Source organism: Phocaeicola sp. HCN-6420, from assembly GCF_037890145.1.
Taxonomy (GTDB): domain Bacteria; phylum Bacteroidota; class Bacteroidia; order Bacteroidales; family Bacteroidaceae; genus Phocaeicola.
Window position 1 is genome coordinate 213287 of record NZ_JBBKBJ010000002.1, and the last position, 10784, is coordinate 224070.

Sequence of the window (10784 nt, forward strand, 5' to 3'; positions counted from 1 at the left end):
TCTTTATATCAAAAGGGGAATAGCCCGACAGGCTATTCCCCTTTTTTGATTGAAACAGCTTGCTTCCCGTTTTCTCCGAATCGGACTCTCGGACATTTCTTCGTATTATTGCTTCTCTGTGTATCGGTAAACTCCTTGCAATAATTTTTTGTTATATGATAAAATTCTGTAATTTTAGGCTCTGAGGGTAATGACTGTCCTTTTACTTGTTATGTCTGGTGTTATTAATTGGCTACCTTGACAGCTGTAGTTGGCAGTCGGTTGACTCATCTTGAATCGAACTTATGAAATATACTTATGACGAACCGGCAATTGGATTTTGAGCATATCCATAGAGTGGAAAATCTCACATACGAACCTTTGGAAAAGAAATACATTAGAGTACAGGTTGTAGGAACTGTATTGACTTATATATGCCTTATGCTTTTTTCCCTGTTCTTCCTTTTTGCGGAAGAACTTCCTTATCGCATTTTCATTGTTGGGGGTGTGGAATGTCTGTTGCTTTGTACTGCTGTTATCAATTTGATGCTTCTTCCTAAAGCGTATGCCTATAAAGGATTTGCTTTTCGTGAGCATGACATCACCTACCGGTCCGGACTCTTTTTCCCTTCTGTCGTAACGATTCCTTTGGGTAAGGTACAACAAGTGAGTATACGGCAGAATCCTGTCAGTAAGCTATTCGGTTTGTATTCGATTGCTATCGTAAACGGCGCACAGTTTAAGGCAGAAACGGTTATTCCGGGACTGACAGAAGCAAGAGCAAACGAAATGAAAACAATTATAATGGAGTACATACAACATGGAAAGATCCGGTGATTTCTCTGCGCCACGCAGAATGAGCAAGAGCGCCTATGCCATATTTTTTGTAAAGGAGTTGCGCCGTTATATCAGTCTGTTTCTTATTCTGATGCTTCTTTATGTGTTCGATCCTGAAAAACATCGTTCCTTCATGGAAACAATGGAAGCACTGTTGTATGTATCTGTTGGGTATCTGCTGCTTGCAACAGTCGTGGCTTTTATCAGTTATTATTACAAGAAATATTATATTAAGAACGGAAATCTGATTTTTATCTATGGATTATTTAAAAATGAAACAACCATACCCTTGCATAAGGTACAGTCGTTGAGAACCCGACGGGGCTTTATGTATCGGTTGTTTGATATGAAAGGAGTTTCATTCGATACGCTTGCTTCGAAAACAGCGGAAGTAGAACTGATTCTGGATTATAAAGACTGGAATATGTTGCTCGAAAAGATTGAGCAACAGGAACAGGTGCCGGAGGAAGATAAGCAATCGGTAGAAGAGAATGTGATGACCAAGGAATCGAAGTCTGTCAATGATAAATGTATTCTGAAACTGAGTAATCTGAATCTGATAAAAGGAGCCTTTTGTCAGAACCATTTTAAGGGAATGGTTGTGCTGTTGGGTATTCTGTTTACTTTCTACGATAAAATACTCTCGGCAAGCGATAGAATCTTGAATCTCTTCATCGATTATGTCAGTGAACATGCCGATTATACTTCCCTCTCGGTCACGGTGTTTGTTATGCTTCTTCTTATATTGTATGTTATTGTAATGGTATTATGGATCGTGAAAGTATTTATGCGGTATTATAACATGGAGATACATATGGATAAGGCCCAGCTCTTTTTCGAGAGTGGCTTGTTTACACGGTTCAGCAGTCGCTTTTCGTACGATAAGGTGTGCACGGTTTATGTAAAACAAAATATTATAGAGAAATATCTGGGATGCTGTACTGTCATGTTGAAACAGGCATTCAATGCTACTGAAAAAAAGGATGAGAGCGATGTAAAGATATACGGCTCGAATTTCTCCGGGCATTTCCTGAACTGGTGGCTGGGTAAGGATTATGCTTCTTCGCAAACGATTCTGTCGGCGAAATCAGGGAAAGGAATGATTGGTTATACCGTGCGGTTTGATATTCCTGTTGCACTGATTGTTTGTGCCGTACTATGTTATTGCAAATTATATCCGTGGCTGGCAATACCTGTTGCGTATATGCTTATATCTTTGGTAAAGGGAGTTTGGGCAGCTCGCCGGAGTAGTATCACATTGAAAGATGATTATGTTGAAATACATAACGGTAAGTTGGCCGATGTCAGGAACTACATTAAATACGCCAATGTGGAAGTGGTCTGCCTAAGACAAACTCTGTTTACTCCTTTCTTTCATCGTGTGAATTTGATTGTTTCTACTAATGGAACTTCCTTTGTGGTAAGAAGTTTGAAAGAAAAAGAGGCAAACGATGTCTATGAGTATCTGATAGGTAATAGCCGGTCATAGGAAGCAATCAAAACCTAAAGTGACAAACAATGTGAGTCCGATATAAAATCGGGGAAATGGCAAGTTTGCATTCCTTCACTTTCTATTACAGCACAAAGTACTACGCTCTTATTATGCAGGTAATACCTACTTTTAGGTATATTGTGTGGCTGCTGTGCCATACTTTTTTGTATTTTTGCGGTATAATATAAAAAGGTATACTATAACGAAATGGTACAGATAGACGATGTGATAGTCAGCCTGGATGTTTTCCGCGAGAAATTTCTGTGTAACCTCGATGCCTGTAAAGGGGAATGTTGCATAGAAGGTGATGCAGGTGCACCGGTAGAATTGGAAGAAGTAGAGAAACTGGAAGAGGTATTACCCGTAGTATGGGACGATCTCTCACCCGAGGCGCGTGAGATTATCGATAAACAAGGAGTGGTTTATACCGATTCGGATGGTGATCTGGTTACTTCTATCGTAAACGGAAAGGACTGCGTATTTACGTGTTACGATGAAAAGGGATATTGTTACTGCGCAATCGAAAAAGCCTACCGGGAAGGACGTTGTAATTTCTATAAGCCGATATCGTGCCATTTATATCCTATACGTGTAGGCGACTACGGGCCTTATAAGGCAGTAAACTACCATCGGTGGGATGTTTGTAAGGCAGCCGTTTTGTTAGGCAAGAAAGAGAATGTCCCCGTTTACAAGTTCTTGAAGGAGCCTTTGATACGTAAATTTGGCGAAGCATGGTATGCCGAGCTGGAAAACGTAGCGGAAGAATTGGAAAAGCAACATATTATTTAGTAGATAGCAAGTTGGTGCAGAGAGAGCAGGGGCAGGAATGCCTTGTTTTACTCTGCACCTTTTTTATATAAGAAAAGGTTGCCTTATTTTAATTTGAACCGTACGGTTTTTATAGGACGCAAGTAATAATCGACAGTCTTCCCGGCATCGAGAATGCGGTTGTTTGCCAGACTGAAAGTCGATTGTCCGTTGTTGCAGAGGTAACGCGCTCCGTCGGTATATTTAAACCAGTCGAATCCGTATTCGGAGATGAATTTATTCAGTTCATTTACCGTCCCCTGAAATTGAGTTCGGAAAGCTGTCGCCTCCTCTGTTGTAAACATTCTCCATCCACTGATATCGTCTTTTTCATAGGCCTCCAGCAGTCCGGGAGCATCTGCTGCCAGTGTATACCATTGGTCGGGTGCAATAAGGATAGCCTTGCTTTCGGTAGCCGACAGTGATGTGACCTGCCAGACATAAAAATACCCCCATATCGTATCGGCATCTGGTAGCTCTGGGACGATGAATGTATCGGTTTCTTCTGTATCATCTGGTGTTTCCGTAGCGTCGGTATTGCCCGAACCGTTGCCTCCTGTTCCACCGTCTGTATGATCATCTCCGCCTTCGTCGGGAAGAATTTCATCAAATCCGAATTCACAATCTACTTCCGGTTGCCAGCCTTCAGCCTGAAATTCTCCGTCGAGCGATACGCCTCCTTTATAATATCCGGTAAAATGATAGGGATATCCTGCTTTCAGATTGGCTTGATACGTATAGCCGTAAGTTTCATTGCTGTCGGGCAGCTCTATGTTTATCGAGAGGTGCGTCTGTGAACTCTCGTTCGGGAAGATATATACCGCATCGCTTATCCAGCGGTTGCCTTCTTTCCGGCATGAAACGGTACATTGGCGTTTGTCGTTCTTGTTATCTCCATTGAATGAGATGCCTGAACTGACCGGAGATACATTGACCTCTGTCGTGACGGCATTGTCGGGGATTCCGTAAAGTGTAAACGTAAGCGAAGCTACCACATACGACAAAGTTACAGAAATTCGGGTAGATTGAGTCAGATTGATACTGGCCTTTCCCATTTGTAACGGTTTATCCGACCGGTTATTATTGTTCAGCGTGATGTAACTGTCGGGAATGATTTCGAGGGGATAGGAATAGTTGTCGTCCGTCAGTCCCGACAATAATACAAGTGTGTATTTCCCTTTCGGCATCGACGCGCTGTATTCACTGGTTTCTTCGGAGATGCTTTCCTGCGAAATGCAGTTGTTTTTGTCGTCGAACATATAGAGCGACAGCGGATAATTTATTTTAGCGTTGTCTTGACTGCCGATATTCAATTGCAAGGTGTACGTAACTTCGCTTTCGGTTTCTCCGGTTGTTCCGTTTTCTTCTTGTTCCAACTGGTATTCTCCACAGGCACAAAGCAGAAACAGGCAGGTAGTAAAAAAGATGTTTTTCATCGTTTCCATAGATAGCTTATTGCTTTTTCTCTTTACTAACGCAAGTTGATGAAAAAATGTACCGTATGATGAATTTTTTTTTCGGGAGGATGGGGATTTTTCTTCGCTGGAAGAGAACTAAAATTTGTACAAATTTTCGAAGTTTTTGTACAAAAAATAAAAAAATGTCCCGACGTTTTTTCGGAAAGAAAGTTTGGAGTATCCGAAAACGTCGGGACATCTCTATAAACGTAAGATGTAGCTATTTTTGTACCTCTTCCATTACTCTCAGGAAATTTCCTCCCCATATCAGGCGGAGGTCGGCTTCGCTGTAGCGTTCATAAAGTAACCGGCGTGTCAGATTGATCAGTTCCGAAGAATCGTTGCAGCCGATGATACCTCCGTCGCCGTCGAAATCGGTTCCGATACCCACATGTTCTATTCCCATGATGTTGACCATGTGATGCAGGTGCTCGATGGAATCGCAGATAGTTGCCGGTGCGTCCGAGCGAAGAAAACCGCCGTACAGACAAACCTGTACGACTCCTCCCTTGCGGGCGATGGCTTTCAGTTGGTCGTCGGTCAGGTTGCGCGGATGGTCGCACAGTGCGCGGCAGGAAGAATGGGAGCAGACAACCGGCTGGCTGCTTATCTCCAGCGTATCGTAGAAGGTCTGTTCGCCTGCATGCGACAAGTCGACCATCATACCTGTACGGTTCATCTCACGGATAACCTGTTCGCCGAAAGGTGTGACACCGATCTTTTCATCATTGTATCGTGCCGATCCGCAGATATCGTTGTTACCGTTGTGGCAAAGTGTCATATAAACCACTCCACGCTTGCGGAAACGTTCTACATTCGTCAAATCTTTTCCGATGGCATATCCGTTTTCTATTCCCAGCATGATAGCTTTTTTACCTTCCCGTTTCAAGCGATAGAGGTCGGCGGGTGTGTAAGCAATATCTACCGCCGTGCAGTTCATGGCAACCATACGCTCTATTTCATTCAGCAATTGGTCGGCTTTGGCTGTCGCAGCCAGTAAGGCTTCGTCGGTACGTTCCTTTTGTGCCAGATAAGCCACCATGATGGTTGCGTCCTGACGTCCTTCGGTCATCTTGTGTAAGTCGACCTTTATCTTAGGGTCGCGTGTGGCAAAGTTGATGTTTTGCCCGAAAAACATCGGTGTGTCGCAGTGCGTGTCCAGTGTAAGTATGCGGTGGTGCATCCGTTTTGCCTGGCGGAAAGAAGTAGCCTCCTGCAACAGCCATTCGAAGAGCGGCATCATATATTCATCATCGTTCAGGATAAAGCATTCGGGATGCCATTGTACACCCAGCATCGACTTATATTCTGTACTTTCTATTGCCTCTGCCACGTTGTCGGTGGCGCGGGCCGAAATACGGAATCCCGGAGCCGCTTCGTTTACTGCCTGATGGTGGAACGAGTTGACTGGCAGAGAGGTTGTCTTCATGATTCGTGCCAGCAGGCTGTCGTCTTCTATCTGTATGGTGTGGGATGCGAAGGCACGGTCCATATCCTGACTGTGCTTGATGCGCGTACCTTCCATTTGTACGTGAATATCCTGATAGATGCTTCCCCCAAGTGCTACGTTCATGATCTGCATACCCCGGCAAATACCTAATATCGGAATCTGGCGGTTGGCTGCGAGTCGGGTAAGAAGTAGTTCCTGACGGTCGCGGTAAGGGTTTATACTGTGTAATTCTTTTACCGGCTCTTCGTGCAAGAACAGCGGATTTATATCTCCTCCTCCTGTCAGAAGAAGTCCGTCGAGACTGTCGAGTAAGCTTATCAGAATGTCAGTATTTTCGAAAGGAGGAATGATGAACGGAACACCTCCTGCTTTCAGAATGGAAGTATAATATCCAGGGGCAAGCGTTAAGTTTCCGTCACTGAAATTACCGGTAATTCCGATGACCGGTGCATCTTTATGATTTGGAAATCGGCTGTGGAGTACCTTGTAGTCCGCTTCGATGTCAAATGTTTGAAACGTTTTCATAAGTTAATATTTCGTAGAAACCGAACAAATATAGAGATAAATTCAGATTTATTTTTCATATTTGCTAAAAATCTAATGGTATGGAATTGATTCGAACCCTTACCCAGTTGGTGAATAATTTGCGTTCGCTTGGCATCCGCCGGCGAGTTGCAGTAGTATGTCCCAATGACCCCCATACGGAATACGTTATCATTCGTAGTCTGCGTGAAGAAATAGCAGAATATCTTCTGGTCACCGATGAGGCGCATGCTGAAGTGGCACATAGCCTGCATGCAGCTTCTCCCGATTTTGTCCGTATATATATTACTTCCACCCCCGATGAAGCGGCTGCTCTTGCTGTGGAACTGGTGCGAACCGGTGAGGCCGACATCCTGATGAAGGGGCTTATTAATACCGACAACCTGCTGCGTGCTGTGCTGAAAAAAGAAAAAGGTCTGTTGCCTCCAGGAGGTATTTTAAGTCATGTAGCTATAGCACAGATACCTCTTTATCATAAACTGCTGTTGTTTTCGGATGCTGCCGTCATTCCTCGTCCCGGTTTGGCGCAGTTTCGGGCGATGATAGCCAATGATATCGCCTTGTGCCGTAAGTTGGGCAACGAAGAGCCTCGGGTGGCGCTGATACATTGTTCGGAAAAAGTAAACGAAAAGTTTCCTCATACGCTGGATTATGTACAACTGAAAGAAGAGGCCAGACTTGGGAAATTTGGTACTGCTTTCATCGACGGCCCCATGGATGCCAAGACAGCCTGCGACCGCCATAGCGGGGAGATAAAGGGACTGAGTTCGCCGGTTATCGGAAATGCGGATATCATGATTTTCCCGAATATTGAATCTGGCAATACATTTTATAAAACCCTTTCGCTGTTTGGTGATGCGAACATGGCCGGCATGCTTACAGGTACCGTTGCCCCGGTGGTCGTTCCTTCGCGCAGCGATTCGGGAAACTCTAAGTTTTATAGCCTTGCACTGGCGTGTCTGGCTGGTTCTCAAAACGATTAATATTGACCTTATATGAAAATACTTGTTATAAATCCCGGCTCAACCTCTACCAAGCTGGCCGTGTACGAAGATGACAAGCAGGTGTGGAGAGAAAGTGTGTTTCACTCTGCTAAAGATTTGTCGGAGTTTCATCATATCAATGAACAGTATGAATATCGTCGCCGGCATGTGACGGAGGCTTTACAGAAGGCGGGAATTCCCTTATGCTTCGATGCCATCATTGCACGTGGCGGGCTGCTCAAACCTACACCGGGAGGAGTATATCGGATCAATGAACGCATCAAGCATGATTTGTGGCATGCGGATATGGAACATGCGTCGAACCTGGCTGCCTTGATAGCCGACGAACTGGCTGCTTCGGCTGGATGTCCGGCTTTCATTGCCGATCCGGTTGTCACCGACGAGCTTTGTGACGTGGCACGTCTGACCGGTATTCCGGAGATTCCTCGTATCTCTATCTTCCATGCGCTGAACAGCAGGGCAGTTTCCCGTAATTATGCGGCACGGATAGGCCGGAAATATGAAGAACTCGACCTGATTGTCGTTCATTTGGGTGGAGGCATTTCGGTCAGTGCGCATCATCATGGTAAGGTTATCGACGTGAACAATGCATTGAACGGTGAGGGACCGTTCAGTCCGGAACGTGCGGGTACTATTCCGGCACGGCAGCTCGTCGATTTGTGCTTCAGCGGAAAATATACTTATCAGGAGATACGTAAGATGCTGAATGGCAGGGGAGGTTTACTGGCCCATTTAGGTACAACGGATGTTCCAACTATTGTCCGGTGGGCACACGCAGGCGATAAGAAACATAAACTGGTGCTGGAAGCCATGATTTATACGGTTGCCAAGCAGGTAGGAGCCATGCATGTCGCTTTACACGGGCAGACAGATGCCGTCATTCTGACGGGGGGAATTGCCAATAATAAGTATTGTGTGTCCTTGCTGCGCGAGTGGCTGGAAGGTATCGCGCGTATTGTTGTCATTCCGGGAGAGGATGAAATGGGAGCACTTGCCATGAATGCGCTGGGAGCCTTGAGAGGAGAGTTTCCATTGCAGGAGTATAATCCCTGAAAGTTTATAGAAAACACCGCTTCCACCGGTCTTGACTGATTAAAATATCAGGTCAGGCCGATGGAAGCGGTGTGAAGGGACTGCTATCGTTGAGGGATTGCTCTCCCGTCAAGATTCGTATTCGTGTTTGCGCTTAGGATTCATTGGGAACCATCCTTTCAGAACCCGCTCACGTTGTTCGAATACTTCTTTAATTGTCCAAAAAGAAGAAAAGGAGAATACGCCCAATAGAGTAGAAATCAACAGGTCGCTGACGAGTAGTGAACCAATGATTCCCGCAATGCCCAGTAGCAGAAACCACCACCAGCAACGCGTTCCCCAATAATATTCGGCTTTAACCACAACCGGATGAAATAATCCTATAATCAGGAATGTGCATATACCTATCACGATTCCTTCAAAGTGGAGAGTTGAAAGCCATTCCATCTCTTAATTATTTGCGGATAGGAATTTCTTTTTTGATACTCTGCTCCAGTGAAATCAATGTTTCCGTTGCAGTTACACCCGGTATTTCCTGTATTTTTGAGTTCAGTAATTCCATCAGGTGCTCGTTGTCTGTAGAATATAGTTTAGTCAACATTGTGTACGGTCCTGTTGTAAAGTGGCATTCTACGATTTCAGGAATCTTTTCCAGCTCTGCTACTACACTTTTGTACATAGAACCTTTTTCCAGTTTAATTCCCACATAGGTGCAAGTGCTGTATCCTAAGCTCTTGGGATTTACATGGTAGCCTGAGCCTATAATGACCCCTAAGTCTATCAGTCGCTGTACACGTTGGTGGATGGCTGCGCGCGAAACTCCGCAATCGGCGGCAACGTCTTTAAACGGAATACGAGCATTCTGAGAAATAATTTCCAGAATCTGTTTGTCTAGGTTATCAATTTTTTCCATAATAAGCAATCTATATTATCATTTTGTAAGCAAATATAGAAAAACTTTTTTATAAGTCTTATAGAAACCGACGAAAAACATAATTTTTTTACTAAAAAGAACAAAAAATAGTAGCTATTGGTATATAAGTTCTTCGATTTCTGCTATTTTTCGTCTTCTTTCGAAGGAAAATGTATCACTGTGTGAATCCAGATAGTTCATCAGAAACAATGCTTTCTGGTATAAGATTTTTCTTTCTTGAGGCGACTGCTGGATAGAGGCGTCGTAACATAGCAAGTCGGAAAGCATTTCTATGCGATGCAGGAATTCTTTCTCCGGAAATTCTGTTTGTAGATAAGAAAGTATGTATTCAGCATCTTGTTCGTAGAAGAAACTTTCAGGTTGACGGAAATAGGCACGATACATACTGTGGATATCTATCCGTAATGTTTCTACCGGCTTGGTGGCTTTCTCTTCTTTCAGTTTTTCCAATGCTTCGAAAAACTGTCTGATTAATCGCATAATGTAATCTCGTTCTAACATATCCTGCTCTATTTTTATATCGTAATTGGCAGGGCAAAGATAGATAGTTTTTCCGGACGGACGTTCTTCTTTGGGGCAATGTTTGGAAATCCTTCTCGAAATGAGCCTTGTAGTCGTGTTTTTTTGTGTTAACTTTCCCCGTCATGTTCTCATTTCTTCTATCTTTGTGGAGTTAAATTTTATAAATCTTTTAAAACATGCACCCGCTGGATTTGTTTAAATATTGTCCCAAGTGCGGATCTTCTCATTTCGAAATACGGAACGAGAAAGCAAAAAAGTGTGCTGACTGCGGCTTTACTTATTATTTTAATTCGAGTGCTGCTACAGTAGCTTTTATTTTGAATGGTAAAAATGAACTTTTGGTCTGCCGTCGAGGCAAGGATCCTGCAAAGGGAACACTCGACCTTTCAGGTGGTTTTATTGACATGGCAGAAACCGGAGAGGAAGGAGTTGCTCGTGAAGTACGTGAGGAAACCGGACTACAAGTGGTACAGGCTACTTACCTGTTTTCTCTTCCCAATACTTATTTGTATTCGGGATTTTTAGTACATACCCTCGATTTGTTTTTCCTTTGCCGGGTAGCAGACGACAGCCGGTTGATGGCAATGGATGATGTGGCCGACTCGTTCTGGATGCCTTTGGATCAGATAAATCCGGAAGAATTCGGACTTGATTCCGTACGTAAGGGCGTTGCTCGTTTCCTGAAAGAGCATAAAAATAAATAAGAACAATAATATTCTATCAAGAT

Annotated in this window: 11 protein-coding genes; 6 read left to right on the forward strand and 5 right to left on the reverse strand. The window is 43.9% G+C overall.

Annotated elements, in window-relative coordinates; genetic code table 11:
- Nucleotides 1-297 precede the first annotated feature (297 nt).
- The 3 genes from WKT12_RS02680 to WKT12_RS02690 all read left to right on the forward strand — a co-directional run bounded on the left by WKT12_RS02680 (nucleotide 298) and on the right by WKT12_RS02690 (nucleotide 3097).
- Nucleotides 298-816 (forward strand): PH domain-containing protein, encoded by a 519-nt coding sequence (locus WKT12_RS02680; protein ID WP_340318728.1) that lies wholly within the window; start codon nucleotides 298-300, stop codon nucleotides 814-816.
- Nucleotides 800-2305 (forward strand): PH domain-containing protein, encoded by a 1506-nt coding sequence (locus tag WKT12_RS02685; protein WP_340318729.1) that lies wholly within the window; start codon nucleotides 800-802, stop codon nucleotides 2303-2305. The genes WKT12_RS02680 and WKT12_RS02685 overlap by 17 nt, the downstream gene beginning before the upstream one ends.
- Nucleotides 2306-2515: 210 nt before the next feature.
- Nucleotides 2516-3097: a DUF3109 family protein gene (locus WKT12_RS02690; protein ID WP_021971647.1), complete on the forward strand. Its 582-nt coding sequence runs from the start codon at nucleotides 2516-2518 to the stop codon at nucleotides 3095-3097.
- A gap of 83 nt (nucleotides 3098-3180) precedes the next feature.
- On the opposite strand, the gene WKT12_RS02695 is transcribed toward WKT12_RS02690, so the two are convergent.
- Nucleotides 3181-4560 carry a FimB/Mfa2 family fimbrial subunit gene (locus tag WKT12_RS02695; RefSeq protein ID WP_340318730.1) on the reverse strand — a complete coding sequence of 460 codons (1380 nt, stop codon included), beginning with the start codon at nucleotides 4558-4560 and terminating at the stop codon, nucleotides 3181-3183.
- A 232-nt stretch (nucleotides 4561-4792) separates the two neighbouring features.
- The gene (locus WKT12_RS02700) at nucleotides 4793-6547 is read right to left on the reverse strand and encodes a gamma-glutamyl-gamma-aminobutyrate hydrolase family protein (RefSeq protein ID WP_340318731.1); all 1755 of its coding nucleotides are present in this window, start codon (nucleotides 6545-6547) and stop codon (nucleotides 4793-4795) included.
- Nucleotides 6548-6627: 80 nt separating this feature from the next.
- Here WKT12_RS02700 and WKT12_RS02705 point away from each other — a divergent pair, with 80 nt between their 5' ends.
- Nucleotides 6628-7548, forward strand: a complete 921-nt coding sequence (locus WKT12_RS02705; RefSeq protein WP_021971644.1) for a phosphate acyltransferase — start codon at nucleotides 6628-6630, stop codon at nucleotides 7546-7548.
- A gap of 12 nt (nucleotides 7549-7560) precedes the next feature.
- Nucleotides 7561-8622: a butyrate kinase gene (gene buk / locus WKT12_RS02710; protein ID WP_340318732.1), complete on the forward strand. Its 1062-nt coding sequence runs from the start codon at nucleotides 7561-7563 to the stop codon at nucleotides 8620-8622.
- Between the two features lie 108 nt (nucleotides 8623-8730).
- Here buk and WKT12_RS02715 read toward each other — a convergent pair whose 3' ends face one another.
- The 3 genes from WKT12_RS02715 to WKT12_RS02725 form a co-directional block, all read right to left on the reverse strand.
- A complete protein-coding gene (locus WKT12_RS02715) occupies nucleotides 8731-9048 on the reverse strand; it encodes a DUF4491 family protein (protein WP_340318733.1) in 318 nt (105 codons plus the stop codon).
- Between the two features lie 7 nt (nucleotides 9049-9055).
- Nucleotides 9056-9514 carry an Lrp/AsnC family transcriptional regulator gene (locus WKT12_RS02720; protein WP_021971641.1) on the reverse strand — a complete coding sequence of 153 codons (459 nt, stop codon included), beginning with the start codon at nucleotides 9512-9514 and terminating at the stop codon, nucleotides 9056-9058.
- 114 nt (nucleotides 9515-9628) lie between these two features.
- Nucleotides 9629-10036, reverse strand: a complete 408-nt coding sequence (locus WKT12_RS02725) for a hypothetical protein (RefSeq protein WP_340318734.1) — start codon at nucleotides 10034-10036, stop codon at nucleotides 9629-9631.
- Nucleotides 10037-10233: 197 nt separating this feature from the next.
- Here WKT12_RS02725 and WKT12_RS02730 point away from each other — a divergent pair, with 197 nt between their 5' ends.
- A complete protein-coding gene (locus WKT12_RS02730; protein ID WP_021971639.1) occupies nucleotides 10234-10761 on the forward strand; it encodes an NUDIX hydrolase in 528 nt (175 codons plus the stop codon).
- Nucleotides 10762-10784: the final 23 nt, after the last annotated feature.